Source organism: Pyruvatibacter sp. (assembly GCF_040219635.1).
Classification (GTDB): domain Bacteria; phylum Pseudomonadota; class Alphaproteobacteria; order CGMCC-115125; family CGMCC-115125; genus Pyruvatibacter.
Genome location: NZ_JAVJSC010000002.1, coordinates 250,777 through 276,212, shown reverse-complemented (window position 1 = coordinate 276,212; position 25,436 = coordinate 250,777). Strand labels below are relative to the sequence as shown.

The following is a 25,436-nucleotide window of genomic DNA, read 5'->3' as shown; positions in this document are numbered from 1 at the left end:
GCTCCTTAATGCGTGCCCACGATCGGCTCAATCAGGTGCTTGAGCGGGCCGACCAGCAGGATGGTGAGGAGGCACAGGCCAGCGGTGATCACTGGCGCGATGACAGTAAGCGGATGCGCGCGCACGCGGTCTTCCTTGGGTGCTGATGCATTGAACACAGGTGCTGGTTCCGCGCGGTTGCCAAGATTGCCGAAGAAACCACGTGCGACGACCGGCAGCAGATAGCCAATGGAGAGCAGCGATGCCGCAATGAGGGCGTAGATTATGTATTCATGCCCGCTATCTGTAGCGGCCATCACGAGATACAGCTTCACCCAGTCGCCCCCTAGAGGCGGAATGCCGATGATTGCCAGCGCGCCGATGGTAAATGCGCCATAGACCCAGGGCATGCGTCGGCCCAGTCCGTCCATTTCGCTGAGTTCGGTCTTATGGGTCGCCACGTAAATGGCACCGGCGCACATGAACAGCGTAATCTTGGCGGTGGCGTGCATCATGATCTGCAAGGCACCCGCCGTTATGCCATAGCCCGATGCGAGCATGGCCCCCAGCGTGACATAGGAAAGCTGACTGACGGTGGAGTAGGCGAGGCGCGCCTTCAGGTTGTCCTTGGTCATGGCGATGATGCCTGCAAAGACGATGGAGAACGCGGCGATCCACATGATCCAGACACTGGCCTGTGTGTCGGCCAGAAAGTCCGTGCCAAAAATATAGACGGTGACTTTGAGCACGGTGAACACACCGGCCTTCACAACGGCCACTGCGTGCAGCAGGGCTGACACCGGCGTTGGCGCGACCATGGCGGACGGCAACCACGGGTGGATGGGCACAAGCGCTGCCTTGCCGATCCCGAACATGTAGAGCGCCAGCAGAATTGGCACCAGCGCGCTTTCTATATTGCCCGCCAGAATGCCGCCGAGCACAAAGTCGCCGGTACCGGCAATGGCATAGGTCCAGATGATGGCGGGCAGCAGCAGACCGATTGAGGTGGCCAACAAAATGCCCAGATAGATACGCGCGCCGCGTTTGGCTTCTTCGGTTTCCTTGTGCGCCACCAGCGGATAGGTGGAGAGTGTCAGCACCTCATAGAAGATAAAGAGCGTGAACAGATTATCCGCGAAGGCGATGCCCATGGAGGCCCCAAGGGCGATGGCGAAGCAGGCGTAGAAGCGGGTCTGGTGCTTCTCGTTGTTGCCGCGCATGTAGCCGATGGCATAGAGCGACGTGATGATCCACAGACCGGACGCCACCAGGGCAAAGATCATGCCCAGCGGTTCAAGCTTGAGTGCCAGCGGGATGCCGGGGACGACTTCAAGCAGCATCAGGCGCGGCGCTTCACCCGCCAGAAAACCGCCCAGCAAATGCAGCACAACAATGAACAGGCCGACGGCCGTCGCCAGCGTGATGGTCTCGCGCAGGTTGGGCCAGCGGCCGGCCAGAACAATCAATACCGCGCCGACCATTGGCAGCAGAAGGGCGATGAGCATGGCGGTATCGAAACCGACGCCGAAGGGAGCAAGCAAGGTCATTGGGCAAGCTCCTCAATCACCGGTGTGCCGGTGGGGGTGTCACCATTGAGAAGCGTCTCGGCAACCGCCTGACCGATGGTTGCGGTCAGCTCTGCGTTGAGGCCGAAATAGAGGCAGGCCAGAGCCAGTGTCCACATGGGCAGCAGCATGGAAAGCGGTGCTTCGCGCACGGGCTTTGCGCCTTCGGGGGCCGGTGTGAGGTAAGCGACTTCAACAACGCGCCACACATACACAACCGCGATCAGTGAACTCAGTACGATGGCAAACGCAATGACCCAGTCGCCGGTCTCAAGGGCACCCAAAATCAAATACCATTTGGAAATAAACCCAACCGTGAGCGGCACGCCGATGAGCGACAGTCCACCAATGACAAGGGCTGCCATGGTCCACGGCATCTGGCGGCCAAGGCCTGCAAAACTTGCAACCGAACTTGAGCCCACACGATAGACCACTGCGCCCGCCACCATGAACAAGACGCCTTTCATGGCAGCGTGGTTGAAGATATGCACCATGGTCGCGGTCAGGCCGGTAACGCTGGCCATGGAGAAGCCCAAAATCATGTAGCCGATTTGCGCCACCGATGAGTAGGCGAGCAATCGCTTGAAGTCGGTCTGGAACACGGCGATCGCCGACGCGACAAACATGGCAAGCAATGCCAGCGGCATGAAGATGGCCGACAGCGACAGTTCCACCACAGGAAACTCGTAGCCGAAAACGGTGAACATGAACCGCAGCAGCACATAGATCGCCACCTTGGTGGAGGTGGCGGCGAGGAAGATGCTGACCACGGAGGGGGCGTAGGTGTATGCGTTTGGCAGCCACGCATGGATGGGGAACATGGCCAGTTTCAAGCCCAGCCCAACCATGATGAAGGCAAAGCCCGCGCGCACACTGGTGCTGTCGCCCAGTGGTTCAAGCCGCACGGCGAGGTCGGCGAGGTTCAGCGTGCCGGTAGCCTGATAGAGCAAACCAAGACCGATGACATAAAAGGTGGCGCCGATGGTGCCCATCATCAGATACGTGTAGCTGGCGGTGAGCGCCCGCCGGTCCCGCCGCGCGCCCATGGCGATCAGCACGTAGGTGGCCAGCGATGATACTTCGACAAAGACGAAGATGTTGAAGGCATCGCCGGTTATGGTGACGCCGAGCAGGCCGCACAGGCACAGCGTGAAAACCGTATAGAACAGCGCCTGCTTTGAGGGTTCGATTTCTCCGCGGATTGATTTTCCGGCGAACGACAGAACCAGCGCGCTGGTGGCGGCAACAATCACGAGAACGAACGCGTTCATGGCATCGACGCGATATTCAATGCCGAACGGGGGTGCCCAGCCGCCGAGGTGGTAAGAAATTGGTCCGGTTGTCATGACCTGCTGCAACAGCAGGACCGACATGATGAAGCAGGCTATGGCCGTAATCAGTGCCATGGTGCCTGCCCAGGAGCCGCGATGCAGCATAAGGCAGATGGGGGCGGCCATCATGGGCACAACTACCTGCAGGGCAGGCAGATGCTGCATCAGGAACTCAAACGCAGTGCCAAGCATCAGGCGGTGCCCCCGGCGCGCGGGCTTGCGTCGCGTTCAGCATCCGCAGCATTTATTTCATCTTCCTCGACGGTGCCATAGGCCGCCTGAATGCGGATAACGAGGCTCAGGCCCACTGCCAGCGTTGCCACTCCCACCACAATGGCGGTGAGAATGAGTACATGCGGCAGCGGATTGGAATACAGCGTGGCGGGGTCATCCACGTAGATGGGGGCTGTTCCGCCTGCCACCTTGCCGACGGAGATGTAGAACAGGAAAACCGACACCTGAAAGATGTTGAGGCCGACGAGTTTTTTCACGAAGTTGCCGCGTGCCACCACCACATACAGCCCGACCATCATAAGGATCATGACCAGCCAGTAGTTGTAGCGACCAAGCGCAAAGTCGATGAAGGATTCGCTGTCCATCGCCTACCATTCCTCGTCGTCGATGGGGCCTGCGGCATCCGCAAAACCGTAGAACACCAGCACCATGACGCTGGCAACGGTAAGGCCGACGCCTGCTTCAATCAGCAGGATGCCCACATGCTGACCGGCAATCGCATCACCCACGGGGTCAGCGGCCACAAAGTCGTAATCCAGAAAATTGCCGCCCATCAGCATGGTGTAAACACCGACGCCCGCATAAATGAGCACACCCAGGCAGGTTGCGGTGCGCACCACCCACAGTGGCATCACTTCCTTGGTGGTGGTCAGGCCAAATATGAGGGCATACAGAATAAAACCGACAGCAATGATGACGCCCGCCTGAAAGCCGCCACCGGCGCCAAAGTCGCCGTGGAACTGCACATAGAGGCCGAACAGAACGATGGGGGCTATGAGTATTTTTGTAATGACGCGCAGGACGATGTGGTGGTTCATGCATCGTCCTCCCGGCGGGCGGCCGCCTGTGCGCGCGAAATGGCACCCCGGCGGCGGTGCTTGTGGCCCAGCAGTGCGAGCACGCCGACACCTGCCATGAATACAACAACGACTTCGCCCAGCGTATCAAAGCCTCGATAGCTGGCCAGCACAGCCGTCACGATGTTGGGCACATCAATTTCAGCGGGAGTTTGTTGAATGTAATACGGGCCGACATGGGTTTGCGCGGGGGCCTGCGGGTCACCGAAGGCGGGCATGTCAAAGGTTGCGTAAATCAGTGCCATGCCCGTGGCAACGACGACAAACAGCGGCACAACCTGCGCGCCGCCGGAAGATTCCTTCTGACGCTGCGCTGTGAAGGCGAGGGTGCCAAGCATCAGCACGGTGGAAATGCCGGCGCCAACAGCAGCTTCTGTGAATGCCACGTCGGGCGCATCCATAGTGATGAACAAGCCTGCCGTCAGCAGACTGAACACGCCGGACAGCATGGTGACAACGAACAGGTGGTTGAGGCGCACAATCTGGATGGCCACAACCACCAGCAGCGTGAACAACACCAGATCAATGACCAGTGAACTCATGGCCGGCTGCCCCCTGTGGGGCCGGGTGATCCAGACGTTCCGCCGGCATCCCCTTCCTTGAGGTCTTTGCCCAGCAAGGGTCGCAGGCCGGCTGTCCAGGCTGCGTTGGCCACTGCATGGGTTGATGTCGGGCTGGTGAAGAACATGAAAAAGCCGATGGCTATCAGCTTGACTGTGACGAGGGAGAAACCGGACTGCAACATCATGGCCAGCAGCATGAGTTCCGCACCCAACGTGTCGGTCACGCCTGCAGCGTGCATACGGGTGTAAAAATCAGGCAGTCGGATAACGCCAATGGAGCCGACGAGAAGGAAGAAGCTGCCGCCTGCCAGCAGAATACCGGTTGCAATGTCGAGAAGCATCTCAATCATGTGGATGCCTCGCTCTTTGCTTTGCTGCCAGGCTTCTCAAGGCCGATGAGGTCACGTGCGTCTTCCGGGTCCACGCCTTCGGGAATATCGCCCAATGCGCGATAGCGGAAGAACTTCAGCACGGCGATGGTGCTGACAAAGTTGATGAGCGCATAAAGCAGCGCGATGTCCATGAAGTCAGGCCGGTTGCCGACAAACCCCACCAGGCCGATCAGCAGCACGGTCTTGGTGCCGAATGCATTGAGTGCCAACACACGGTCATAAAGGCTGGGACCTAAAAACAGCCGCACGAGCATCAGCATCATGGCGGCGAGGAGGGCGAGAGTAGCTGCGAAGAACATGTGGGTGCGCCTACCGCTGCTCAATAGCGCTGGTGCGCGCGTTCATGTCGGCAATGCCCGCAGGGTCTGCGAAGGGTGTGTCGAGCGCGTGCACAATGAACTCGCTTCCATCCGCATCAATCGTAACGGTGCCCGGCGTCAGCGTAATTGAATTGGCAAATGTCACGCGGCCAACATCGGTTTTTTGCGTCGGCGTGACACGGATAATTGACGGGGCGATGTCCAGGTTCGGTGACAGCAGGATTTTGGTGACAGCCAGATTCGCCTTGATGATTTCGCCCTGCAGCCAGCCCCAGTAGCGTGGCGTGCCAAAGCGCATCTGTATCGGCATGGCCTCCGAATCAAGCACGTCCATCCGGGCCAGAAGAAACGTCACGGCAATGGCGGACCCGGCACCCAGAAAAATCCACAGAGGCTTGTAAACGCCTGACAAAAGTAGCCACAGACCAAACAGACCAAGCGCTAATAGAAGCCCGCGCAGCATTGTTTCCCCATCACTCCCCAGTCACACAACCATGACCTTTGATAATAGGCAGCGCAGCGATTGGCCAGCAGAACCGGCAAAAATCGACAAAGATTCTGCAAGGCATTGCGACGCCATGTGCGCCGTGCGGCACCTTCTGCATCCGGTGCGCTGCACTGCAGCACCCTGACCGGACCTGATGCGCAGTCATCAAGCGTGGTTGGTGCTTCTCCAGACTTTTTGTCTGTGTTATCTTGCCGCATATAAAACGGTCACAGAACGCATAACGCGCAGGTGGCCACGATAAAAAGACGGCAACAAAAACAGCGAAAACGCCGGGGGCCGATGTGGCGGAAACGCAGACGCATGGTGAGGGAGACGCCATAGGCGACGCCGAACACGCATTTCGTGTGACAGGCACCGTCAAGTGGTTTGATACAACAAAAGGCTATGGCTTCATTGTTCCGCAGGACGGGTCTGCGGATGTGCTGCTGCATATGTCGTGTCTCAAGCAGGCAGGGCTGGATGCGGCGCGCGAAGGAGCCACGGTTGAGTGCGAAGCTGTGAAGCGGGCCAAAGGGTTTCAGGCGCTTCGTGTGCTTGATGTTGATGACAGCACCGCTGTTGAAACGTCAGACTCTTCATCCGGTTCGAATGGTGTTTCCAATGGTTCATCGGCACCCGATGGTCAGTCCCGCAATGTGCGGGTTGAGGCTGTCGGCGATGAAGAGATTGCTACCGTCAAATGGTTCAATCGCGCCAAGGGCTATGGCTTTGTGACGCGTGGCGACGGCACGCCGGATATTTTTGTGCACATGGAAACACTTCGGGATACCGGCATCCGCGAATTGCGGCAGGGTCAGCAGGTGCGGGTGCGTTTTGGTGAGGGCGATAAAGGTCTGATGGTCGCAACGATTGCGGTCCTGGACTAGGATCAGCCTGCGTTAGGCTGTTGTGAATGTTCAAGGCGTGTGTGCGCACGGTGCGTGTATTGAGGCGTTCGTTTTTCTCTCTCCCGGCAATCGCCTTTTGGCTCCCGGCAACAGCCCTTTGGTTGAGTGCCCTGATGATCATGCCTGTCGCGTGTGCCGAGGCACCGGCGCCTTCTGACAGCGATCATTCAAGCCTCATCATTGAAACAGCAACCGGCAATGTGACATTCGCCGTGGAGCTGGCCGATACAGAAGAAAAGCTGCAACGTGGGCTGATGTTTCGCGAACACTTGCCGGCGGATACCGGCATGTTGTTTGATTTTGATCAGTCCCGCATCATCACCATGTGGATGCGCAATACGCCGTTGCCTCTGGACATGATTTTCATCACCGCGCAGGGCCACATTTCGCATATTGCCGAAAATACCGTGCCGTTTTCAGAGGCGATCATATCGTCGCGCTACCCGGCGGCATCGGTTTTTGAAGTGAATGCGGGCACTGTGCAGCGGCTAGGCATCAAGGTGGGGGACGCAGTGCGGCACCCGATTTTTGAGTAGTTCGGCATCCAGATGTCTGGTGACAGGCGCGCATGACTGCGCTACGTCCCGCTGCCATGACTGACGAAACAGCACAGACGCCATCTCCCAATCCGCCTGACGGATATGAGGAGAGCACCAATCGCGGGCCGTTCACCACCCATAACGGGCCGTTCTTTCACAGAATCAATGATGACGGCACGTTTGCGCATGGTTTCCGCGCCGCGCAGCAGCATTGCAACGGCATGGGCATTGTCCATGGCGGGCTGATTACGGCGTTTGCGGATGGTCTGATGGGGACCGCTGTGTGGCGTGCCACTGAGATTGTCGGCCTGACAATCCGTCTCAATGTCGATTTTCTCTCGATTGGCAAAGTCGGAGACTGGATAGAAGGTACGGCAACCGTCACCCGCGCCACGCGTTCGGTGGCGTTTGTGGACGCTGAAGTGCATTCAGGCTCACGCTCTATTGTTCACGCGACGGGTGTGTTCAAACTGATGCCACGTCACAAGAAATCCTGACCCTTACAAACGCTTGAAGGACTGTTTCATGAGCCGTCGTGTATTTGAGCTTCTCAGTCTGTTTGTCGGCGCGGCTTTTGCGCTGTTTTTTGTGATTGTTGTGCTGCCGCCGGCGCTTGAAAGCGGCGACATTGTTGGAGCTTTTGCCGCCGGGTTTGTGAACCCGTTTGCGGCGGGCTATTCGCTGGACACCATTTTGTGCGGCGTCATCCTGATTATCTGGATTTTGTATGAACGCAGCCAGTTGGGTGTTCGGCATGGGCTTTGGGTTATTCCGCTGATTTTTATACCGGGTGTTGCCACAGCCTTTGGCATTTATCTTGTTTTGCGTTTGCGCACTGGTCCGGTTCAGCAGCAATAATCCCTGCTCTACAAAAGCCGGGCTTGCAGCGGCGGCGCTGTTGCGCCAATGTCCGCCCGCGCTGCAGGTGAGGCCGCATATCTGGCCCCCATGCAGTGTTCGGTCGGGGCATGGCGCAGCCCGGTAGCGCACCTGTTTTGGGAACAGGGGGTCAGAGGTTCGAATCCTCTTGCCCCGACCATTTTTCTTTTATTTCAGTGAGTTATCAATATTTTTGCATCCAGATGATTTGCTGGGGTGCAGCTATGCGGCCTTGGCCATTTGGAGGTGCGGGTGTCACAGTCATACTGTCGTCATCCGGGTCTTCCGCGATTCTCATGCGCGCTGCGTTTGGGCAAATGATTTTGAGAAGGAAAGCCATTGCCGCCGTCGGCACCCGCAAAAAGCACGCCCTCCCGCAGCCAGGCAGCACCGTCTGCGCGGCAATCGGCACGACACGGCGCCAGCAAGGCCCGCGCACCTGCTGACAAGCAGGCACGGGCCCGTGCGCTGGTGGATGCGGCAGAGGCGGCATTGCGTGAGGCGTCCTATCACGACATCACTATTTTGGAGGTGTCGCGACGGGCTGGCTTGGCCAAGGGCACTGTTTATCTCTATTACCCCAGCAAGGAGGCGCTGTTTCTGGCGGTGCTGACCCGCAAGCTGGAAACCTTCTTTGATACGTTGGAAAAAGGTCTTGCGGCTGCCAGCGGTGCCAAAGGTGGTCCCGAGCAGGTTGCCAGGGCACTGACCCATTCGTTGCTGGCTGAAAACGCGCTGTTGTCGCTACTCAGCCTGCTGCATACCCAGTTAAAACCCGGTGCGGATGTTGACGCGGTGATTGAGTTCAAGAGCTACCTGAATGAGCGGCTTGTAGATGTAGGGGCTTCCATTGATGCGGCCGGGCAATTGCCGCATGGGCATGGCGGACGGTTATTGTTGCGCGGTTGCGCATTGGCCATAGGCCTGCAGCAGATGGCATCGCCGCCGCCTGACCTTGCGTCAGAGCTTAAGCAACGCGCGCCGGAGCTGGCCGGTGAACCAATGTCCGTTGAGGGTGAGTTGATTGATAGTCTCGCCGACATGATTCATGCGGCAAAACAGGCAGGCTCGTGACCGTTGCATTCGGGGCGGTTTGCCGCGATACAGGCGTTGAGACTTAAGAACAGCGCGGGTGTGGTCCCGCAAATAGTGATGAGGACAAGCGGCAACATGGTAGCGCGCATCTATCAGCCGGCCAAAACGGCCATGCAGTCAGGCACAGCAAAGACCCATCTGTGGCTCTTTGAGTATGAGCCCGAAGCCGCGCGCGAAATTGATCCGTTGATGGGCTGGACCAGCTCCGGTGACATGAACGGCCAGATTCAGCTTCGCTTCGCCACAAAGGACGAAGCCGTGGCCTATGCCGAGAAACACAAAATCCCTTATCAGGTGTTTGAGCCCCAGCCGCGCGCCGCACGGCCCAAGGCCTATTCCGACAATTTCAGATCCAACCGGGTGGACGGCAACTGGACGCACTGAATGAGCGTGCTTGCCTGTCACCCGATACCTTGGCGCCCGTAGCTCAACCGGATAGAGCAACGGCCTTCTAAGCCGTAGGTTGCAGGTTCGAGTCCTGCCGGGCGCGCCATTCCCTCGGGAATGGTCGCCTTCTTTTTAAAAGGTGAGTTCGAACGAAGTTCGAACGGGCGCGCCATTCCCTTGGGAATGATCGCCCTCTTTTTAAAAGATGAGTTCGAACGCAGTTCGAACGGGCGCGCCATTCCTTTCAGCAATGGTCGCCTCAGCTCAGGAACGGAGTTCGGGCCGTTGCCGGTCAGGCGGCAAACTGCGTGCGACCGAGTGTGTAGGCGAGGTAGAGCGCAACAAACACAGCGCCGGACACTCTTCCAAAGTGTTTTCGAAGTCCTGCCACGGCTATCAGCGCTGCTGCGGCCAATGCCATTGCGGCGAGGTCAAGTGCCTTGAGGTCAGCGGGCACGTCGATGGTGGTCACCACCGAGGTCAGCCCGAGGATACCCAGGAGGTTGAATATGTTGCTGCCAATGACATTGCCCAGCGCAATATCCGACTGGCCGCGCAGTGCTGCAATCAACGTTATCATCAATTCAGGCACCGAAGTACCGACGGCCACGACTGTCAGGCCGATGAATGTCTTTGAGACGCCCCAGAAGGTTGCAAGCTCGATTGCCCCCTCAATCAGCAACCACGCTCCGGCAATTACCGCAGCCAGGCCGACAACCACCCATGTGCCAATCAGCAAGATGGGCGGAGCAGTGGACGAGGAGGGGGCGGCGGGTGAGGAAGAAAAAGCAGGCGAGGTTTCAATGCTCGCTGCGTTGCCATCTGTGTGGGGCGTTTTTTGTTCAGTCACATATGCAAAGGCTATGTAGGCGGTGAGCGCCGCAAGCATGGCAACGCCATGGGCGATGCCGATGCTTCCGTTCAGTATGACAATAACGCCGACCAGCGTTGCTGCGCTGAGGGCCAGTGCGTCGCGATAGAAGGACGCCATGTTGCAGGCAAAGGGGCGGACAAACGCAACAAGCCCCAGAATAAGCAGGATATTGGCAATGTTGCTTCCCACGACGTTGCCAACAGCAAGGCCCGGTGAATCTGAAAGCGCTGCTCCCATGCTTGTGACCAGCTCCGGCAGTGATGTGCCAAAACCGACAAGGGTCAGTCCAATCATCAGTTCCGAGACATGGAGCCGGTGGGCAATGGCGACACTGCCGCGAACGAAATAGGTGCCGCCGAACCAAAGCAGCAAAATGCCGACCGAGATGCTTAATAATGCCATGTGCCGAGCTATATCATATTGCGCGGCGCAAATACGTGGCGGCAAATCTGCGCCAATAATTTGTCGTCAGTTGATCCACTGGCCTTCAAGGGCACACGCATCTGTGAGCGACCTGACATATGCGTAACTTGTATAAGCCCCTATGGTTGAGACACGATTTTGGCTAAATCGCCAGCTACAAGACGCCAGAAATATCCACCATGCCAGCGTCCATAAAAGAACGGTGAGGGAGAAAACAATATGACCAAGCGTTCAGCCGGACAGACCATGTTGCGGGAAACAGGTATCGACGGCACAGCAGCACGCTTCTTGTTGACTGGCAGTGCCTTGCTCATCGGTACGTTCATTCTGGCAGGGATTGTCGCAGGCGGTGCATTTGCAAAATCCTCCCCCATTGATGCGGCGGAACAGCAGGTGGATGCCCTGGACTCCCTGCAGACCGCGCCGGAAGAACCGCGACCGCTGGCGGTAGGCGATGAGGATGTGATTTTGCAGGTTGTGCGCGATGCGCCGCGCACGGAGGAAGGTGGGCAGGCGCTTTATAAGCGCGGGCTTTATCCTGAGGCTGTCATGGTCTGGAAGGAAGCTGCAGAAGCGGGTGACGCAGGTGCGGCCTACAAGGTGGGCTCCGTCCACATGGATGGGCAATCGGTATCACACAGTTTCGATATCGGACTTGAGTGGCTGAACCGCGCCGCCAAGATGGGTGATGCGCGGGCAATGGGTGACCTGGGCAGTGCATATGACTGGGGCTTTGGCGTCGAGCGTGATCTGGACAGGGCGGCCTACTGGTTTGAGCAGGGCGCTCTGCGGGGCCATGCCGCAAGTCAGTACAATATTGGTGTGCTGTATGAGGAAGGCGACGGGGTGGAGCAGGACGTGGTGAAGGCCTACATGTTTTACGTGTTATCGAACGAAAACGGCTTTCCCAAATATCCCGCCGAAGCCATTGAAGAACTGCTGCCAAAGCTGACAAATGGTCAGATAAAGCAGGGCGTCGATGCCGCGCGCGCTTTTGAACCTATTTCCGGGCCTCTTGAGCAGGAACTCTAGGGGCTTCAGTGTCTTGCCTTGATTGGCGGGGCACCTAACCTTGCGTGTAATTCATCTTCAATTGTGCGCATTCCGTGCTATGTCACGGGTTGAATTGGGAGGTTTGGTTTGTATGCCGGATTTCCCTCTCGGTCCTCTCGGGCCGGGCAAGGCTTAAATACCTGCCTAACGCAGGATGCCGCGTGAGTGCGGATCGGCCGATAACGGGGGCCTACCCAAAACGGGGGCCGACAAGGAGGACCAAGAATGCGTTCGAAAATAAAATCACACGCCCGGCTTGGCGGTAGCGCGGTTGTTGCGCTGCTTGCTGCTGCGGCATTTGTCATGCCGGCATCTGCCGGTGTGAGCCAGGCAGAGGCCGACAAGCTCGGCACCACTCTGACACCTATCGGTGCTGAAAAGGCCGGCAATGCTGACGGCACCATTCCTGCCTGGGCACCGCTGGCCAATCCGCCGGCGCATACGTCCGGTGATTTCTACGCCGACCCCTATGCAGACGATCAGCCGCTTTTCACCATCACGGCAGAAAACAAGGCTGAGTATGCTGACAAGCTGACCGGCACCCATGCCGCTTTGCTTGACGACATTGCGGGCTACAAAATGATTGTGTACCCGTCGCGCCGCAACTGCTCGTACCCGGATTTTGTGAATGCTGCGCTCAAGCAGAATGCACTTAACTCCGAACTGGTGGCAGACGGCAACGGTGTGGCCAACGCCACAATCGGTGCACCGTTCCCAATTCCTACAGAAGCTGTGGAACTCGTGTGGAACCACAACCTTCGCTACCGTGGCTACAAGCTGAACCGTCAGTTCGCATCCATTGCGCCGGACGGCAATGCGGGCTTCACGCCCATCACCGTCTATGACGAAGTGGTGTTCACGTATTCAAACCCGGACATCCCCAGCTTCGACAGCCTGAACAACATTTCGCTGAAGTATCTGCAGACGGTTATTGCGCCGTCTCGTCGTGCTGGCGAACTGTTGCTGGTGCATGAAACCATCAACCAGGTGAAGGGCTCACGTAACGCGTGGCAGTACAACCCCGGCACCAAGCGTGTGCGTCGTGCGCCGACTGTTGCGTATGACAACCCTCAGTCCTACTCAGATGGTCGTCAGACCACGGACCAGTTTGACCTCTTCAACGGGTCGCCTGACCGTTACACATGGACCATGCAGGGCAAGTCTGAAAAGTACATTGCCTACAACTCATACAAGTGGGCAAATCCTGAAAACACCTATGAGCAGATGCTTCAACCGGCATCACTCAACCAGGACCTGCTGCGCTACGAGCTGCATCGCGTGTGGACGGTTGAAGGCAAGATCCGTGAAGGTCAGCGGCACATTTATACGCGCCGTGTGAAGTCCTTCGACGAGGACACCTACAACATGGTCACCGGCGAAATGTATGACAGCCGCGGCCAGCTATGGCGTGTTCAGGAAGGTCACATCATCAATTACTACGATGTGCCGACCTGCTGGAACAACTCGGACGTGACCTACGACATTCAGGCTGACTACTACAACGTACAGGGTCTGAAAAACCAGGAGCGTGAGATCAACTACAGCTACGATGAGCTGGACGAGCAAAATCTCGACCCGGCAGCACTTCGCCGCCGTGGCGTTCGTTAAGTCACACACAGTTTTACACTGACAAAGAAGGCCCTCCGGACACTGTTCGGGGGGCCTTTTTCTTAGGCGCGCTTTGCCTCACAATAGTTGTGTGTTGCAAAGGGGTTCGGGGACAAATGAGCAGTCGGAACAATCAGGCGGTGTGGACAAACTGGTCAGGCGCGTTGTCATGCGTACCGGCGCAGACAGTTGCTGCAAGCAACGAAGATGAGATCGCGGCAGCAATCAGGTCGGCTGCAGAAAACGGTCTTGGGCCGGTGCGTGCGCCTGGAACCGGGCATTCGTTCACGCCGATCGTCGTTACCGATGGCACGCTGGTTGATATTGATGCGCATGAGGGCGTGGTGGCGGCTGATACTGCCAGCGGCCTGGTGCACGTGCGGGCGGGAACCAAAATATCAGATATGGGAGCGCCGCTCCTGGAGGCAGGGCTGGCGCTGGCCAACCAGGGCGACATAAACCGGCAGTCTATTGCCGGCGCGGTATCCACCGGAACGCACGGCACGGGGCTGACGCTGGGCTCTGTGTCGTCGCAGGTGGCAGGTCTGCGTATCGCCATGGCAAATGGCGAGAGCGTTGACGCCTCGGCAGACACGAACGCCGACATCTACAATGCCGGACGGGTGTCGCTTGGTACGCTGGGTATTTTGACCGAACTCACCTTGCAGTGCGTACCGGCTTACGCCCTGAAAGAGACGGGCGGGCGGATGGCGGTGAGTGATGTGTTTGCGCAGATGGACACGCTTGTTGCGGACAATCGCCATTTCGAGTTTTTCTGGTTTCCGTTTGCCGACGATGTGCTGGTGAAGTTCCTGAACACCACGGACGAGCCCGCGCGGCCGCCGCGCCCGTCGTCGGGTGGTGGCATGGAGCACTACGCCATGGTGGGGGCGTGCGAACTGAGCCGTGTGCTGCCGTTCCTGCGCGGACCCTTGCAGCGCTTTTTGACCAGCAACGCGGGTGCGCGCTACATGGGCGCTGAGGAGTTTTCGCAAAAGGCCAAGGTGCGCCATGCCTATCAGGCGTTTCCAAGCGACCGCGAAGTGCGCTTCAACGAAATGGAATATTCGGTGCCGCTTGAAAGCGGGCCGGACTGTGTGCGCGAAGTGGCCGAGCACATGCGCAAGCGCGGCGGCAATTTCATTTTTCCGATTGAGTATCGCACGGTGAAGGGTGACGACATATGGCTCAGCCCGTTTCAGGGCCGCGACAGTGTGTCGATCTCGATTCATCAATATGCAAAACAAAACTATCGTCGGCTGTTTGACGGTGTGGAGGCGATTTTCCGCAGCTATGGCGGACGGCCGCACTGGGGCAAGCTGCACACGCTGACGGCGCGTGAACTGGCACCGCTCTATCCGCATTGGGACGACTTTCAGGCGGTGCGTAAACGTATGGATCCGGACGGTCTTTTCCTCACGCCATATCTGGCGAGGTTGTTTGGGGAAGACAACTAGTCCGCAGGGTCTGTTTCCACGGCCACTAAAGGTGGTGGCAACACCGTTTCCAGATACGCAATCAAATCGTCTATCTGCTCTGGCGTTAACGTGAACTGCGGCATCCCGATATGTGCGTCCGTTCCCACCAGAATACCCTCCGCAAACCCTTCCGCCAGATGTTCAGCGGGATAGGAAAGCGTCAGCGCATGAAAATTGGGCGCTGCTTCGTTTGGCGACAGGGCGTCAGGTTCAAGGGCGTGGCAGATCGCACACGTGTTTTGAGCAAGCTCTTTACCCGCGGCTTCATTTCCCTGTTTGTAACTGCCATCGTGCGGCGGCATATCGTCGGCGAAAGAGGGCGTGGCTGCAAACAGGCCTAGGGCGGCGATAATCTGCACGCGGGTGGAAGGCATTGCTCAAGTCTCCATCGTGGCGACAACCTGGCCTTCTGATACCAGTTCGTCTTCCTCGACGAGTACCTGGATGATCTTGCCATTGGCGGGTGCCTCTACGGGAATCTCCATTTTCATGGATTCCAGAATAATCACCGGGTCGTCTTCTTCAACCGCCGTACCTGCCGGTGCTTCTATCTTCCAGACCTTGCCGGCGATCTCGGATTTTATGTCCATGCTATCGGATGCTCTTGACGTAGGAGGGTCAGACTCGGGTTGAGCGGCGCACCAGATATTCTGACGTCACCAGTGCTGCCACCGCAACCGTTATTGAGAGTATCAGCACGCGCAGGGCGGCGTCCTCGCCGCCGGGTGTTTGCAGGAAGGTGTGCAGGGCCAGGGGCAGGGTGCGTGTTTCACCGGGAATGGATGCCGCAAAGGTAATGGTGGCCCCAAACTCGCCAAGCGCACGGGCAAAGGCCAGAACACCGCCGGCTACGATGCCTGGCACCATCAGTGGCAGCGCCACCGTCAGAAAGGCCCCAAAGGCTGACTTGCCAAGTGTGCGTGCTGCTTGCAGCAACCGCTCTTCCACATTCTCGGCAGAGATACGAATGGCGCGCACTGCCAGCGGAAAACCGCTTACCGCAGCTACAATGACAGCGCCGGTCCAGGAGAAAGCCACGGTAATACCGAACCATTCTTCAAGTGGCTCCCCCAATGGTCCGCGTGGGCCCAGGGCCAGCAGCAGCAGATAGCCGAGCGCAACCGGCGGCATGACCAGTGGCAGATGCACCAGAATATCCAGCGCGGTCTTGCCCCAGAACTGCCAGCGGGCGAGTGCCCACCCTGTGAGCAGCGCCAGTGGCATGGACAGCATAAGGCTTACGCCTGCTACCGAGAGCGATACCCAAAGGGCCTGCCATTCTGCCTCTGTAATGCTCCACATGAGGTGGTTTTACCCGCAAGCCGGTTGCACGGCGAGGGCGGGTGCCGGTGCATCATTCAAAGGGGGAAGAAAACCATGGGCCGCGAAAATATTTTGCGCAGTCGCGGTTTGAAGGTAATCCAAAAAATGCTGCGTCTTTGGATGCGGTGTTGATGTGGCCACCGCCTCATAGGAAATGGGGCTGTGCAAAGCCGCCGGGACGCGGGCCAATGTAATGACTGAATCCGTAATGGCTGCATCCGTTGCATAGACCAGCGCTGCATCGACAGCACCCGCACTGACCCATCCAAGGATGGTTCTGACGTTGTCGCCGGTTAAAAGTCGCGGCGACAGGTCTTCCCATACCCCAAGATCCACAAGGGTTTCGCGGGCATATACGCCTGCAGGCACACCCGCAGGATCTGCGATGGCGAGGCGTCTGACCGCAAAGGCCGGGTGGTGCGCGTTGAGCGGCAGGCTCGTTTTGAGAGTACTGCCAACCGGGGCAACCAGCACCATTTCGCCACTTGCGATTTTTCGTGTGGTAGCGCCAATGCCGTGGCCACATGCTGCAAGCCATTGCGTCCACACCGGGTTCGCTGAGATCAGCAGATGAGCAGGAGCGCCTTGAGCAATCTGGCGAGCGGCGCGCGATGTTGCATCAAACACGGTTATCACTCGTCCGTGCCCCTCTGCTTCATAGCGTTTCGCAATGTCCTCAATGGCATTGGTGGCGCTTGATGCTGCGAACGCAAGCAGGGGTGGCGTAGATGTTGACTGGGCTGTTGCCGCGCTGACGATCCAGATGGCAAAAGCCGCCAGCACTGCCATCTTGTGGTGATGCATCAGGAGGCGGCCTTCAGGCGTTCAAAGGCCAGTTCAAGGTCGGCCTTGAGATCATCCATGTGCTCAAGGCCCGCATGGAAGCGCAGCAACCGACCGGGAATGTCCCATGTGGTTGCCGTTCTGTTGTGGCGGGGATTGGCAGGGATCACAAGGCTCTCAAAGCCGCCCCATGAGTAGCCCATGCCGAACAGGTTCAGACCGTCCAGCATGGCGGCAAGGGCATGCTCCTCAACAGGCTTAAGCACGACTGAAAAAAGCCCGCTGGCACCCAGAAAATCCCGTTTCCAGATATCATGGCCCGGATGCGACGGGAGAGCAGGATGAAATACGTGGGAAATCTCGTCTCGCTCACCCAGCCAAGTGGCAAGCTCAATACCTTGCTGCATATGCTGGTTGAGACGTACACTGATTGTCCGCAAGCCGCGCAACGCAAGGTAAATGTCGTCCGGGGCGGCGCACTGGCCAAGTTGGCCATGGGCCGCATGGATCAGCGGCCAGGTGTCCTCGTTGGCGGTAATCGTTCCCATCATCGTATCCGCGTGGCCGACGATGTATTTTGTGGCAGCCTGAATTGACACGTCGCAGCCGTGCTCAAACGGCTTGAAGAACAATGGCGAGGCCCAGGTGTTGTCCAGAACAACCTTTGCTCCCATTGCGTGGGCCGCTTTGGCAATTGCGGGGATGTCCTGCACCTCGAAGGTGAGCGAGCCGGGGCTTTCAACAAACACAACTTTAGTACGGTTAGTCATCAGGGTTTTGATGCCCTCACCGATGACCGGATCGTAGTAGGTGGTTTCAACGCCCATGCGCTTGAGGAACGTATCGCAGAACGTGCGCGTGGGACCGTAGGCGCTGTCGGTCATCAAAAGGTGGTCGCCCGAACTCAGAAGGGCGAGCAGGGCGGTTGTCACAGCCGCAAGCCCCGACGGCACCAGCGCACATCCGGCACCACCCTCAAGCGCCATGACGGCATCTTCAAGCGCAAACGTTGTCGGGGTTCCGCGACGGCCATACTGCACCCGCGAGGGCGGGTTTCGCAGCGCCTCGTAGGTGGGGTAGAGCACCGTGGAAGCGTGATAAACCGGCGGATTGACAATGCCGTGATTGGCCTTCGGGTCGCGGCCCGCATGGATGGCTCTGGTTTCGTCTTTCATGCGCGGGGCCTGCCTTTTGGGGAGCTGTCAATTATGGATATTGGCATGTGCAAGCCCCCTAGCCGGGGGCCGCAGGGATGGTACACTTGGAATGCGCCGTGCATAAAGTACCTGCTTTGCCCGGCCACGCTATCCAACGGTCGCGTTCACCCGTGTTTGAGGAAATGATTGATGATTGCCACTGCCCTTTGTATTGCCGCGCAGCACCCGATGCACAAGACAGCCTTGATGGGACTTGCCGGATGGCTTGCATTTGGGGTGGTTGCTGTCACGACCGCGTCTGCCCAGCCTGCTGATGCCGGCGCGACGCTTGCTGCCATCAAGGACAAGGGCTACGTCCAGTGTGGCGTGAGCCAGGGGCTGCCTGGTTTTTCCAACCCGGACGCGACCGGCGAGTGGACCGGCCTTGATGTTGATCTGTGTCGCGGTATTGCGGCGGCCATTTTTGGCGATGCATCGGCTGTGCGGTTTACGCCGCTTTCGGCCAAGGAGCGATTTACAGCTCTGCAGTCGCGCGAGATTGATGTGCTGTCGCGCAACACGACCTGGACGCTTGATCGTGATACGTCGCTTGGTGTGAACTTTGCCGGCGTCAATTATTATGACGGGCAGGGGCTGATGGTGCGAAAGTCAGTTGGCGTGACGGATGCCCTTGAACTTGACGGTGTGACTCTGTGCACCAATACAGGCACAACCACCGAGTTGAATGTCGCTGACTTCTTCCGGTCCAACAATCTTGAATACAAGGTTCTGGCCTTCGAGAAGGCCGACGAAGTTGTGGCGGCCTACAATGCCAATCGCTGCGATGTGTACACCACCGATGTATCGGGCCTTGCCGCCCAACGACTGAAGCTGACAGACCCGGACGAGCATGTGATCCTCGACCGGACTATTTCAAAGGAACCGCTTGGTCCTGCCGTGCGCCAGGGTGATGACCAGTGGCTGGATATTGTCCGCTGGTCGCTCAACGTGATGGTGGCGGCTGAAGAACTGGGCGTGACATCCGCCAACGTCGAAGAGATGAAAACCAGCGACAACCCGGAAATCAAAAGGCTGCTGGGCACCGAAGGTGCCTTCGGCGAGGCGCTGGGTCTCAGCAATGACTGGGCGTTCAACATCATCAAGGCTGTGGGCAACTATGGTGAGAGTTTCGAACGCAACCTTGGCATGGAAACCCCGCTGCGTTTGCCCCGTGGTCAGAACGCCCTTTATACCGATGGCGGGTTGCAATACGCCATTCCGGTTCGCTAAGCACGTTAGACAAGGTTTTGCCCGCGCGTTGTGTGCCTCGTTGCATATGACGCGCGGGTTTTCGCTTTCCTGATACCGGACCCGCATGAGCAGCCCTGATACAGCCACACCGCCCAGAGCCTCACTGGTGAATGATCCACGGGTGCGTGGCATTGTTTACCAGTTGATTGCGCTGGTCGTCGTCGTGTGGGCGGGCACGGAAATCTGGACCAATGCGGTCAGTAATCTTGAGCGTGCCAATATTGCCTCCGGTTTTGGTTTTCTGGATACGACGGCCGGGTTTGGCATTGTCCAGACGCTTGTATCGTACACGGAAGAATCCACTTATGGCCGGGCGTTTCTGGTAGGGCTGGTCAACACGCTGGTCGTGGCGGGCATCGGCATTGTGCTGGCCACGATACTTGGGTTTCTGGTCGGCATCGGCTCATTGTCGCGCAACTGGCTGATGAGCCAGATATGCCTGGTATTTGTTGAGACCATGCGGAACATTCCGCTGCTGCTGCATATTTTCTTCTGGTATTTTGCCGTGTTGCGCTCGGTGCCGGGGCCACGCGAAAGCCTGGCATTCATGGACAGTTTTTTCGTCAACAATCGTGGCATCTATTCGCCGCGCCCGGTTGGTGAGGATGGTTTTGGCGTAGTGCTCATTGTGCTGGCGCTTGGCATTGCGGGTGCCATTGGGTTGGCACGCTGGGCCAGGGTTCGCCGCGACAAGACCGGTCAACCGTTCCCGGTCTTGTGGAGCAGTATCGGGCTCATCGTCGTGCTGCCGCTTCTCGCCTTTGCGCTGATGGGTGCCCCTTTGACATTCGATTATCCATCATTGCAGGGCTTCAACTTTCGTGGCGGCATGGTAATGATCCCCGAGTTCATTTCGCTGGTGCTGGCCCTGTCGATCTATACGGCAGCCTTCATCGGCGAAAATGTACGCTCAGGTATTTTGTCGGTCAGCAAAGGGCAGACCGAAGCGGCGTTCGCGCTGGGCATCAAGCCCGGCCCCACCATGCGGCTGGTGATTATTCCCCAGGCTATGCGCGTGGTCATTCCGCCGCTCACAAGCCAGTACCTGAACCTCACCAAGAACTCGTCGCTGGCGGTCGCCATTGCCTATCCTGATCTTGTGTCGGTTTTTGCCGGCACCGTGCTCAATCAGACGGGGCAGGCGGTTGAGATATTGTTCCTCACAATGTCGGTCTATCTGACGCTCTCCATTCTCACCAGCATGGTGATGAACTGGTACAACGCGCGCATTGCGCTGGTGGAGCGCTAGGCCATGTCAGACGCACAACGCATTTCGCCCCAAGCCGCTTTCGTCCGTACGGAACATGCGCCCGTTCTGCCGCCGCCGCGCCGCACCACAGGCGTTTTGGCCTGGATGCGCGAAAACCTGTTTTCATCTGCCAGCAACACGCTGTTGACGCTGCTGGGCGCTTACCTCGTTTACATCACCGTGCCGCCTGTTCTTGACTGGGCATTTTTCAGCGCCACCTGGAGTGGTGACGGGCGCGAAGCGTGTATGCGTGACGGTGCAGGGGCGTGCTGGCCATTCATTGATGCCAAGATGGGGCAGTTCATTTACGGACGTTATCCACTGGAAGAACGCTGGCGGGTGGACTGGACGTTTTTCATCGGTGTTGCGGCGCTGATCCCGATGCTGATTTCGTCGGTGCCGTACAAGTTCTGGAATGCTGTTTTTCTGCTTATTCCCTATCCGGTGATTGCGTTTGTTCTGCTCACCGGCGGCACGTTCGGCCTGCCTGAAGTGGAAACCTCCTTGTGGGGCGGGATGCTGGTGACGCTCGTGGTTGCGATAACCGGCATTGTGGCGTCCCTCCCGCTTGGTATTTTGCTGGCACTGGGGCGGCGTTCTGAACTGCCTATCATCCGTATGCTGTGCATCGGCTTTATTGAAGTGTGGCGTGGTGTGCCGCTTATCACTGTGCTGTTCATGGCCAGCGTCATGCTTCCGCTGTTCCTCCCCGAAGGCGTAACCTTCGACAAGCTGCTGCGCTGCCTTGTGGCCGTGGCGCTGTTCTCCTCGGCCTATATGGCAGAGGTTGTGCGTGGCGGGTTACAGGCCATTCCGCGCGGGCAGTACGAAGGCGCTCAGGCACTGGGGCTGAGCTACTGGAAGATGATGGTATTCATCATCCTGCCGCAGGCGCTGAAGACGGTGATCCCGTCGATCGTCAACAACTTCATTGCGTTGTTCAAGGATACAACGCTGGTGTTGATTATCGGTCTGTTTGATTTGCTCGGCATTATCCAGCTCAATTTTACGGATCCTGAATGGTCCACACCGCAAACGGCTGTTACCGGCTATGTGTTTGCCGCCTTCGTTTACTTCGTTATCTGCTCCGGCATGTCGCAATACTCTCGCTACATGGAACGCCGCCTTGATACAGGACACCGCAATGACTGATGACACGCAGCGCACTCTGCCGGAAAAGGGAACCGTTGATACATCGCGCATGTCGGTCTCCACGGATGCGGCGATTGAGATTTCCGGCATGAACAAGTGGTTCGGCAATTTTCATGTGCTGCGCAACATTGATCTTACGGTTTTCCGGGGTGAGCGCATTGTCATTTGCGGTCCTTCCGGATCAGGAAAGTCCACGCTTATTCGCTGCATCAACCGGCTGGAACAACACCAGACCGGCCGTATTGTGGTGGATGGCATTGAGATGACCGATGACCTCAAAAAGGTGGATGAAATCCGCCGCGAGGTGGGCATGGTGTTTCAGCACTTCAATTTGTTTCCGCATATGACAGTTCTGGAGAACTGCACGCTGGCGCCTATCTGGGTGCGCCGTATGCCGCGCAAAAAAGCTGAAGAGCTGGCGATGGAGTTTCTGGAGCGGGTGCGTATTCCCGAGCAGGCGCTTAAATATCCGGGTCAGTTGTCGGGTGGTCAGCAGCAGCGCGTCGCCATTGCCCGCAGCCTGTGCATGAACCCGCGCATCATGTTGTTTGATGAACCAACCTCAGCGCTTGACCCGGAGATGATCAAAGAGGTGCTGGACGTCATGGTATCGCTCGCCGAAGACGGCATGACGATGATTGTGGTGACACACGAAATGGGCTTTGCACGCACTGTGGCCAACCGCGTTATCTTCATGGACGAAGGTGAAATAATCGAGATGAACGAGCCTGAGGCATTCTTCTCAAACCCTCAAAGCGACAGGACAAAGCTGTTTTTGAGCCAGATCCTGCATTAGCGACGAGCGCCCCCGCCCCCCCCCAACGGCACAATCTCAATCGATTTCCTCAATTTCAGCCTGCGTCTGCGCGTAGGGAACAAACCCCATGCGCTGATACAGGCCAAGCGCGCGAGAATGATCCAGAGTGCAGGTCTGCACTTTGAAGCGCTTTATCGGGTGAGCCCAGGCAATGGCTGTCGCCTGAGCCAGAAGATATTGGCCTAGTCCCATTCCCACAAAACCAGGCACCAGCCCCATATATGAAAGCTCGGCTTCACCGGCGGTGCGGAAGTCAAGTTCTGCAAAGCCTGCGGGCACGCCGTCCACATACAGAACATAAATCTCGACCTGCTCATTGCAGATGATGCCGTGCAGGTCCGCGTCACTCAGGCGCTTTCGCGAGACCCACAGGTAATCGCGCCCTACCACGTCATAAAGATAACGGTAAAAGTGGAGGGTTGGTGAGACAGCCCGCATGAGTGCCAGCGTTCGGGCAGGGGCGGGTATCCGCTTGCCCGGCGCGGATGTCATCTCAAGAAAGGTAACTGTGGTTGTATGTATCTTGCCCATGCGGTGTCCGGTCTGCCGTCTCCGGTATGTTGGTGTCAGTGACTGATCTCTACAGGGCAATCTGCACGCGAACCCCATTGCGCCCATGAACCATCATAAAGCGCTGTATCGGGATGTCCGATGCGCGCCAGCGCGAGCGAGAGGATGGCGGCTGTCACGCCTGAACCGCATGTGGTGATGACCGGCTTTTCCGGAGTGAGAGTCGCAACATTGCCAAAAATCGCTTCCAGCTCAGCTTTTGGTTTTAACATGCCTGTTGCGGTCAGAACTTCGGCAAACGGAATGTTGCGCGCGCCGGGCATGTGACCGGACGCAAGGCCGGGGCGAGGCTCGGGGGCCACCCCTTTGAAGCGGGCCGCCGGGCGGGCATCCAGCACAGCTATACCGGTTGTACCGGCAGTGCGAACGGCCTCAAGCGAGGCGATGAGGGTGGTGTTCTTTTGGGCGTTAAAGCGGGCAGGCTGAAGGGGTGTGCGTGCGTCTGTCACATGGCCGTTGTGCGCTCGCCACGCAGGCAATCCACCGTCAAGGACGGCAACCTTGTTGTGCCCCATGGCGCGAAACATCCACCATGCTCTTGGCGCGCTAAAAATGCCGACCGTGTCATAGACAATGACCTGACTTTGGGATGAAACACCCAGCTCTGACATCATGCGCGCAAAATCATCAGCCTCAGGCAGCATGTGCGGAAGGTCTGTGCCGGCGTCATTGATGGTATCAATGTCAAAGAAGCGCGCATCGGGACTGTGGCCACGAGCGAACTCTGTCGCCGCATCGCGTCCACTGCCAGGCATGTGCCACGATGCATCCAGAACGATGATGTTTGCGTCAGCGGAATGCTCAATAAGCCATTCGGCTGTCACCGTGACGGTCTGCTCCTCGTGGTCTGTCACGTATCGAGCCAGCCAGGAACCGGCAGGCCCTGCTGTTTCAGGAACGCCGGATTGAACATTTTTGACTGATAGCGCGTGCCGAAGTCGCACAGAATGGTCACGATGGTGTGCCCCGGCCCCATTTTTTTGGCCAGGCGGATAGCACCTGCCACGTTCACGCCGCTCGACGAGCCCATGCACAGGCCTTCGTGTTCCAGCAGATCAAACGCCACCGGCAGGGCTTCCTCGTCGGATATCTGGAAGGGCTCATCAACTGTCAGGCCTTCAAGATTGGCGGTTATGCGGCCCTGACCAATGCCTTCGGTGATGGATGTACCTTCGGCTTTCAACTCGCCATGAGCATAGTAGTTGTAAAGAGCAGCACCCATCGGGTCGGCGATGCCAATGACAATGTCTTTGTTGTTTTCGCGCAGACCCGCTGCAACACCTGCCAGTGTGCCACCCGTGCCAACGGCGCAGATAAAGCCCTCCACCTTGCCGTCGGTCTGTTCCCATATTTCGGGCGCGGTGGTTTCAATATGGCCCTGCCGGTTTGCCACATTGTCAAACTGGTTGGCCCAGATGGCGCCATTGGGTTCCTTTGCGGCCAGCTCCTCAGCGAGGCGGCCTGAATATTTGACGTAGTTGTTGGGGTCTTTGTAAGGCACGGCCGGCACTTCAATCAGCCGTGCACCGGCCAGCCGCAGCATGTCCTTTTTTTCCTGGGTCTGGGTTTCAGGAATGACGATCACGGTCTTGAAGCCAAGAGCGTTGCCGACCAGCGCAAGGCCAATGCCGGTGTTGCCTGCGGTGCCTTCCACAATGGTGCCGCCGGGCTGGAGGCGGCCAGAGCGGATGGCATCCTCGATAATGAACAACGCGGCGCGATCCTTTACCGACTGTCCCGGATTCATGAACTCGGCCTTGCCCAAAATCTCGCAGCCGGTTTCTTCGGACGCTTTCTTGAGGCGGATCAGCGGCGTGTTGCCGATAGCATCAACAATGCCGTTTTTGATCTTTTTCGGGGCGGTGCGTGCGGTCATGGAGCCCATTCCTCGTTTTTTGTATCTGGGGTCGTTCGGTTCCACATGCCTCACACGTACATTAGCGGTCAGCCCTGCTTACGGGCGGAAAATAAGGATGGGCAGGGCGGGACGCAAGGCGTGAGGCGGGATCAATGCCGAAAAAGCTGGCTTTGTGGCCGACGCTGCAATCACAGTGATCCATAAACGCTATGCCCCCGTATCTGTTACTGAATTAGCGCCTTGCACCATTTGCTGTCAGGCATCT

The 25,436-nt window shown here is 57.9% G+C and carries 30 protein-coding genes and 2 tRNA genes; 15 read left to right on the top strand and 17 right to left on the bottom strand.

Annotated features, from left to right (window positions below):
- Nucleotides 1-5: 5 nt before the first annotated feature.
- The 8 genes from RIB87_RS02375 to RIB87_RS02340 are packed head-to-tail and all read right to left on the bottom strand — an operon-like array spanning nucleotide 6 to nucleotide 5,704.
- Entirely contained in the window at nucleotides 6-1,526 is a 1,521-nt protein-coding gene (locus tag RIB87_RS02375) for a monovalent cation/H+ antiporter subunit D family protein (RefSeq protein WP_350143105.1), read from the bottom strand.
- On the bottom strand, nucleotides 1,523-3,067 hold the full coding sequence (locus tag RIB87_RS02370) for a monovalent cation/H+ antiporter subunit D family protein (RefSeq protein ID WP_350143103.1): 1,545 nt from the start codon (nucleotides 3,065-3,067) through the stop codon (nucleotides 1,523-1,525). Before RIB87_RS02370 ends, RIB87_RS02375 begins: the two co-directional genes overlap by 4 nt.
- Complete coding sequence (locus tag RIB87_RS02365) at nucleotides 3,067-3,474, bottom strand: cation:proton antiporter subunit C (RefSeq protein WP_350143101.1); 408 nt, start codon at nucleotides 3,472-3,474, stop codon at nucleotides 3,067-3,069. Before RIB87_RS02365 ends, RIB87_RS02370 begins: the two co-directional genes overlap by 1 nt.
- 3 nt (nucleotides 3,475-3,477) lie before the next feature.
- Nucleotides 3,478-3,927 carry a Na(+)/H(+) antiporter subunit B gene (locus RIB87_RS02360; protein ID WP_350143099.1) on the bottom strand — a complete coding sequence of 150 codons (450 nt, stop codon included), beginning with the start codon at nucleotides 3,925-3,927 and terminating at the stop codon, nucleotides 3,478-3,480.
- Nucleotides 3,924-4,508 (bottom strand): DUF4040 domain-containing protein, encoded by a 585-nt coding sequence (locus RIB87_RS02355; RefSeq protein ID WP_350143097.1) that lies wholly within the window; start codon nucleotides 4,506-4,508, stop codon nucleotides 3,924-3,926. Before RIB87_RS02355 ends, RIB87_RS02360 begins: the two co-directional genes overlap by 4 nt.
- Nucleotides 4,505-4,879, bottom strand: coding sequence for a monovalent cation/H(+) antiporter subunit G (gene mnhG, locus RIB87_RS02350; protein WP_350143095.1), 375 nt, complete (start codon nucleotides 4,877-4,879; stop codon nucleotides 4,505-4,507). The genes RIB87_RS02355 and mnhG overlap by 4 nt, the downstream gene beginning before the upstream one ends.
- Complete coding sequence (locus RIB87_RS02345) at nucleotides 4,876-5,220, bottom strand: MrpF/PhaF family protein (protein WP_350143093.1); 345 nt, start codon at nucleotides 5,218-5,220, stop codon at nucleotides 4,876-4,878. The genes mnhG and RIB87_RS02345 overlap by 4 nt, the downstream gene beginning before the upstream one ends.
- 10 nt (nucleotides 5,221-5,230) lie before the next feature.
- The gene (locus RIB87_RS02340; RefSeq protein WP_350143091.1) at nucleotides 5,231-5,704 is read right to left on the bottom strand and encodes a Na+/H+ antiporter subunit E; all 474 of its coding nucleotides are present in this window, start codon (nucleotides 5,702-5,704) and stop codon (nucleotides 5,231-5,233) included.
- A 326-nt stretch (nucleotides 5,705-6,030) separates the two neighbouring features.
- Between RIB87_RS02340 and RIB87_RS02335 the strand changes: the two genes are divergently transcribed.
- From RIB87_RS02335 to RIB87_RS02300, 8 genes are all read left to right on the top strand, one after another.
- Nucleotides 6,031-6,615 carry a cold-shock protein gene (locus RIB87_RS02335; RefSeq protein WP_350143089.1) on the top strand — a complete coding sequence of 195 codons (585 nt, stop codon included), beginning with the start codon at nucleotides 6,031-6,033 and terminating at the stop codon, nucleotides 6,613-6,615.
- A 134-nt stretch (nucleotides 6,616-6,749) separates the two neighbouring features.
- A complete protein-coding gene (locus tag RIB87_RS02330; protein ID WP_350143087.1) occupies nucleotides 6,750-7,172 on the top strand; it encodes a DUF192 domain-containing protein in 423 nt (140 codons plus the stop codon).
- Nucleotides 7,173-7,204: 32 nt separating this feature from the next.
- The gene (locus RIB87_RS02325; protein WP_350143085.1) at nucleotides 7,205-7,672 is read left to right on the top strand and encodes a PaaI family thioesterase; all 468 of its coding nucleotides are present in this window, start codon (nucleotides 7,205-7,207) and stop codon (nucleotides 7,670-7,672) included.
- A gap of 28 nt (nucleotides 7,673-7,700) precedes the next feature.
- Nucleotides 7,701-8,033 carry a DUF2834 domain-containing protein gene (locus tag RIB87_RS02320; RefSeq protein ID WP_350143083.1) on the top strand — a complete coding sequence of 111 codons (333 nt, stop codon included), beginning with the start codon at nucleotides 7,701-7,703 and terminating at the stop codon, nucleotides 8,031-8,033.
- Between the two features lie 104 nt (nucleotides 8,034-8,137).
- Nucleotides 8,138-8,214, top strand: a tRNA-Pro gene (locus tag RIB87_RS02315).
- 179 nt (nucleotides 8,215-8,393) lie between these two features.
- Nucleotides 8,394-9,128, top strand: a complete 735-nt coding sequence (locus RIB87_RS02310; protein ID WP_350143081.1) for a TetR/AcrR family transcriptional regulator — start codon at nucleotides 8,394-8,396, stop codon at nucleotides 9,126-9,128.
- A 96-nt stretch (nucleotides 9,129-9,224) separates the two neighbouring features.
- Nucleotides 9,225-9,533: an ETC complex I subunit gene (locus tag RIB87_RS02305; RefSeq protein ID WP_350143079.1), complete on the top strand. Its 309-nt coding sequence runs from the start codon at nucleotides 9,225-9,227 to the stop codon at nucleotides 9,531-9,533.
- A 32-nt stretch (nucleotides 9,534-9,565) separates the two neighbouring features.
- Nucleotides 9,566-9,642, top strand: a tRNA-Arg gene (locus tag RIB87_RS02300).
- Between the two features lie 186 nt (nucleotides 9,643-9,828).
- Here RIB87_RS02300 and RIB87_RS02295 read toward each other — a convergent pair.
- The gene (locus RIB87_RS02295) at nucleotides 9,829-10,812 is read right to left on the bottom strand and encodes a calcium/sodium antiporter (RefSeq protein ID WP_350143077.1); all 984 of its coding nucleotides are present in this window, start codon (nucleotides 10,810-10,812) and stop codon (nucleotides 9,829-9,831) included.
- Nucleotides 10,813-11,052: 240 nt separating this feature from the next.
- On the opposite strand from RIB87_RS02295, the gene RIB87_RS02290 reads away from it, so the two are divergent.
- From RIB87_RS02290 to RIB87_RS02280, 3 genes are all read left to right on the top strand, one after another.
- Nucleotides 11,053-11,865, top strand: a complete 813-nt coding sequence (locus tag RIB87_RS02290) for a tetratricopeptide repeat protein (protein WP_350143073.1) — start codon at nucleotides 11,053-11,055, stop codon at nucleotides 11,863-11,865.
- Between the two features lie 246 nt (nucleotides 11,866-12,111).
- Nucleotides 12,112-13,494, top strand: coding sequence for a DUF1329 domain-containing protein (locus RIB87_RS02285; RefSeq protein ID WP_350143071.1), 1,383 nt, complete (start codon nucleotides 12,112-12,114; stop codon nucleotides 13,492-13,494).
- A 116-nt stretch (nucleotides 13,495-13,610) separates the two neighbouring features.
- The gene (locus tag RIB87_RS02280) at nucleotides 13,611-14,951 is read left to right on the top strand and encodes a D-arabinono-1,4-lactone oxidase (RefSeq protein WP_350143069.1); all 1,341 of its coding nucleotides are present in this window, start codon (nucleotides 13,611-13,613) and stop codon (nucleotides 14,949-14,951) included.
- Here RIB87_RS02280 and RIB87_RS02275 read toward each other — a convergent pair.
- Genes RIB87_RS02275 through metC form a run of 5 tightly spaced genes read right to left on the bottom strand, consistent with a single transcriptional unit; the run spans nucleotide 14,948 to nucleotide 18,253 of the window.
- The gene (locus tag RIB87_RS02275) at nucleotides 14,948-15,346 is read right to left on the bottom strand and encodes a c-type cytochrome (protein WP_350143067.1); all 399 of its coding nucleotides are present in this window, start codon (nucleotides 15,344-15,346) and stop codon (nucleotides 14,948-14,950) included. The genes RIB87_RS02280 and RIB87_RS02275 overlap by 4 nt on opposite strands.
- Nucleotides 15,347-15,349: 3 nt before the next feature.
- Nucleotides 15,350-15,562 (bottom strand): acyl-CoA carboxylase biotin carboxyl carrier protein subunit, encoded by a 213-nt coding sequence (locus RIB87_RS02270; protein WP_350143065.1) that lies wholly within the window; start codon nucleotides 15,560-15,562, stop codon nucleotides 15,350-15,352.
- A gap of 28 nt (nucleotides 15,563-15,590) precedes the next feature.
- Nucleotides 15,591-16,274 carry a molybdate ABC transporter permease subunit gene (gene modB / locus RIB87_RS02265; protein WP_350143063.1) on the bottom strand — a complete coding sequence of 228 codons (684 nt, stop codon included), beginning with the start codon at nucleotides 16,272-16,274 and terminating at the stop codon, nucleotides 15,591-15,593.
- 9 nt (nucleotides 16,275-16,283) lie between these two features.
- Nucleotides 16,284-17,099: a molybdate ABC transporter substrate-binding protein gene (modA, locus tag RIB87_RS02260; protein ID WP_350143061.1), complete on the bottom strand. Its 816-nt coding sequence runs from the start codon at nucleotides 17,097-17,099 to the stop codon at nucleotides 16,284-16,286.
- Entirely contained in the window at nucleotides 17,099-18,253 is a 1,155-nt protein-coding gene (metC, locus tag RIB87_RS02255) for a cystathionine beta-lyase (RefSeq protein ID WP_350143059.1), read from the bottom strand. Before metC ends, modA begins: the two co-directional genes overlap by 1 nt.
- A gap of 228 nt (nucleotides 18,254-18,481) precedes the next feature.
- Here metC and RIB87_RS02250 point away from each other — a divergent pair, with 228 nt between their 5' ends.
- The 4 genes from RIB87_RS02250 (at nucleotide 18,482) to RIB87_RS02235 (ending at nucleotide 22,722) form a co-directional block, all read left to right on the top strand.
- Complete coding sequence (locus tag RIB87_RS02250) at nucleotides 18,482-19,504, top strand: amino acid ABC transporter substrate-binding protein (RefSeq protein ID WP_502943199.1); 1,023 nt, start codon at nucleotides 18,482-18,484, stop codon at nucleotides 19,502-19,504.
- Nucleotides 19,505-19,589: 85 nt separating this feature from the next.
- Entirely contained in the window at nucleotides 19,590-20,774 is a 1,185-nt protein-coding gene (locus RIB87_RS02245; RefSeq protein WP_350143055.1) for an amino acid ABC transporter permease, read from the top strand.
- 3 nt (nucleotides 20,775-20,777) lie between these two features.
- Complete coding sequence (locus RIB87_RS02240) at nucleotides 20,778-21,926, top strand: amino acid ABC transporter permease (protein WP_502943191.1); 1,149 nt, start codon at nucleotides 20,778-20,780, stop codon at nucleotides 21,924-21,926.
- The gene (locus RIB87_RS02235) at nucleotides 21,919-22,722 is read left to right on the top strand and encodes an amino acid ABC transporter ATP-binding protein (RefSeq protein ID WP_350143053.1); all 804 of its coding nucleotides are present in this window, start codon (nucleotides 21,919-21,921) and stop codon (nucleotides 22,720-22,722) included. The genes RIB87_RS02240 and RIB87_RS02235 overlap by 8 nt, the downstream gene beginning before the upstream one ends.
- 36 nt (nucleotides 22,723-22,758) lie before the next feature.
- On the opposite strand, the gene RIB87_RS02230 is transcribed toward RIB87_RS02235, so the two are convergent.
- From RIB87_RS02230 to RIB87_RS02220, 3 genes are read right to left on the bottom strand one after another with little or no spacing between them, the layout of a single operon-like run.
- On the bottom strand, nucleotides 22,759-23,274 hold the full coding sequence (locus RIB87_RS02230; RefSeq protein ID WP_350143051.1) for a GNAT family N-acetyltransferase: 516 nt from the start codon (nucleotides 23,272-23,274) through the stop codon (nucleotides 22,759-22,761).
- A 35-nt stretch (nucleotides 23,275-23,309) separates the two neighbouring features.
- Nucleotides 23,310-24,167, bottom strand: a complete 858-nt coding sequence (gene sseA, locus RIB87_RS02225) for a 3-mercaptopyruvate sulfurtransferase (protein ID WP_350143049.1) — start codon at nucleotides 24,165-24,167, stop codon at nucleotides 23,310-23,312.
- Complete coding sequence (locus tag RIB87_RS02220; protein WP_350143047.1) at nucleotides 24,164-25,189, bottom strand: cysteine synthase A; 1,026 nt, start codon at nucleotides 25,187-25,189, stop codon at nucleotides 24,164-24,166. The genes sseA and RIB87_RS02220 overlap by 4 nt, the downstream gene beginning before the upstream one ends.
- Between the last annotated feature and the right edge of the window lie 247 nt (nucleotides 25,190-25,436).

Bases quoted from the DNA above. Each gene is read 5' to 3' on its own strand.
- RIB87_RS02280 (WP_350143069.1), top strand. From the start codon at position 13,611: ATGAGCAGTCGGAACAATCAGGCGGTGTGGACAAACTGGTCAGGCGCG.
- RIB87_RS02240 (WP_502943191.1), top strand. From the start codon at position 20,778: ATGTCAGACGCACAACGCATTTCGCCCCAAGCCGCTTTCGTCCGTACG.
- RIB87_RS02275 (WP_350143067.1), bottom strand. From the start codon at position 15,346: ATGCCTTCCACCCGCGTGCAGATTATCGCCGCCCTAGGCCTGTTTGCA.
- RIB87_RS02235 (WP_350143053.1), top strand. From the start codon at position 21,919: ATGACTGATGACACGCAGCGCACTCTGCCGGAAAAGGGAACCGTTGAT.
- RIB87_RS02370 (WP_350143103.1), bottom strand. From the start codon at position 3,067: ATGCTTGGCACTGCGTTTGAGTTCCTGATGCAGCATCTGCCTGCCCTG.
- RIB87_RS02245 (WP_350143055.1), top strand. From the start codon at position 19,590: ATGAGCAGCCCTGATACAGCCACACCGCCCAGAGCCTCACTGGTGAAT.
- mnhG (WP_350143095.1), bottom strand. From the start codon at position 4,879: ATGATTGAGATGCTTCTCGACATTGCAACCGGTATTCTGCTGGCAGGC.
- RIB87_RS02270 (WP_350143065.1), bottom strand. From the start codon at position 15,562: ATGGACATAAAATCCGAGATCGCCGGCAAGGTCTGGAAGATAGAAGCA.
- RIB87_RS02220 (WP_350143047.1), bottom strand. From the start codon at position 25,189: ATGACCGCACGCACCGCCCCGAAAAAGATCAAAAACGGCATTGTTGAT.
- metC (WP_350143059.1), bottom strand. From the start codon at position 18,253: ATGAAAGACGAAACCAGAGCCATCCATGCGGGCCGCGACCCGAAGGCC.
- modB (WP_350143063.1), bottom strand. From the start codon at position 16,274: ATGTGGAGCATTACAGAGGCAGAATGGCAGGCCCTTTGGGTATCGCTC.
- RIB87_RS02365 (WP_350143101.1), bottom strand. From the start codon at position 3,474: ATGGACAGCGAATCCTTCATCGACTTTGCGCTTGGTCGCTACAACTAC.
- RIB87_RS02230 (WP_350143051.1), bottom strand. From the start codon at position 23,274: ATGGGCAAGATACATACAACCACAGTTACCTTTCTTGAGATGACATCC.
- RIB87_RS02325 (WP_350143085.1), top strand. From the start codon at position 7,205: ATGACTGCGCTACGTCCCGCTGCCATGACTGACGAAACAGCACAGACG.
- RIB87_RS02360 (WP_350143099.1), bottom strand. From the start codon at position 3,927: ATGAACCACCACATCGTCCTGCGCGTCATTACAAAAATACTCATAGCC.
- RIB87_RS02250 (WP_502943199.1), top strand. From the start codon at position 18,482: ATGGGACTTGCCGGATGGCTTGCATTTGGGGTGGTTGCTGTCACGACC.
- RIB87_RS02340 (WP_350143091.1), bottom strand. From the start codon at position 5,704: ATGCTGCGCGGGCTTCTATTAGCGCTTGGTCTGTTTGGTCTGTGGCTA.
- RIB87_RS02285 (WP_350143071.1), top strand. From the start codon at position 12,112: ATGCGTTCGAAAATAAAATCACACGCCCGGCTTGGCGGTAGCGCGGTT.
- RIB87_RS02320 (WP_350143083.1), top strand. From the start codon at position 7,701: ATGAGCCGTCGTGTATTTGAGCTTCTCAGTCTGTTTGTCGGCGCGGCT.
- modA (WP_350143061.1), bottom strand. From the start codon at position 17,099: ATGCATCACCACAAGATGGCAGTGCTGGCGGCTTTTGCCATCTGGATC.
- RIB87_RS02355 (WP_350143097.1), bottom strand. From the start codon at position 4,508: ATGAGTTCACTGGTCATTGATCTGGTGTTGTTCACGCTGCTGGTGGTT.
- RIB87_RS02330 (WP_350143087.1), top strand. From the start codon at position 6,750: ATGATCATGCCTGTCGCGTGTGCCGAGGCACCGGCGCCTTCTGACAGC.
- RIB87_RS02290 (WP_350143073.1), top strand. From the start codon at position 11,053: ATGACCAAGCGTTCAGCCGGACAGACCATGTTGCGGGAAACAGGTATC.
- RIB87_RS02295 (WP_350143077.1), bottom strand. From the start codon at position 10,812: ATGGCATTATTAAGCATCTCGGTCGGCATTTTGCTGCTTTGGTTCGGC.
- RIB87_RS02345 (WP_350143093.1), bottom strand. From the start codon at position 5,220: ATGTTCTTCGCAGCTACTCTCGCCCTCCTCGCCGCCATGATGCTGATG.
- RIB87_RS02375 (WP_350143105.1), bottom strand. From the start codon at position 1,526: ATGACCTTGCTTGCTCCCTTCGGCGTCGGTTTCGATACCGCCATGCTC.
- RIB87_RS02305 (WP_350143079.1), top strand. From the start codon at position 9,225: ATGGTAGCGCGCATCTATCAGCCGGCCAAAACGGCCATGCAGTCAGGC.